At 38.2% G+C, this 684-nt stretch carries 1 protein-coding gene; it reads left to right on the top strand.

Going from position 1 to position 684, the window contains the following annotated elements; all coding sequences use genetic code 11:
* The coding region (locus AC3E7H_RS09915) for a MucBP domain-containing protein (protein ID WP_490676505.1) at nt 1–684 on the top strand (684 nt) is incomplete at both ends.

A 684-nucleotide genomic window follows, 5' to 3' on the forward strand; every position in this document is an offset into this window, starting at 1 on the left:
TATCACTTATGTTTATAAAGAAGTGAATGGTAATGTCTATGTACACTATGTAGATACAGAAGGCAAGACAATCAAGGAAGATGTTACTGATGAAAAAGACCAACCAATTAATAAGGCCTACGATACAGTTGTAGACAATCGTCCGCAAGAGATTAAATTCGAAGGTAAGACTTATGAGTTAGTCCCAGCTGGTAACTACACAGTCGGTGAAGTAGATGACGAAGGTCACCTCAAGTCAACAGACCCAACAACAGGTGCAGTTGCTAAAGAGGATAAGAATGTAACTTACATCTACAAACTTAAAGAAGGTGAAGTTGTTATCACTTATGTAGATGAAAATGGTAAAGAGATTCAAAAACCTCGCCAAGATACTCCAAACTCACCATATGACACACCATATGACACTACTGAAGAAGGTGAAAAACCAAACACAATCAAGAGTGAAGATGGTAAGACATATAAGATCGTACCGAAGGGTGATTATCCAGTAGGTAAGGTTGATGAGAATGGACACCTTGAAAAGTCTGACCCAGTTACAGGTCAGGTTACTAAACCAAAATCAACTATTACTTATGTCTATAAAGAAGTGAATGGAAATGTCTATGTACACTACGTAGATACAGAAGGCAAGACCATCAAGTCAGATGTGACTGACGAAGATGCTCAACCAGTAGACAAAGACTA

The organism is Streptococcus sp. SCPM-O-B-15304 (M98) (assembly GCF_058200215.1).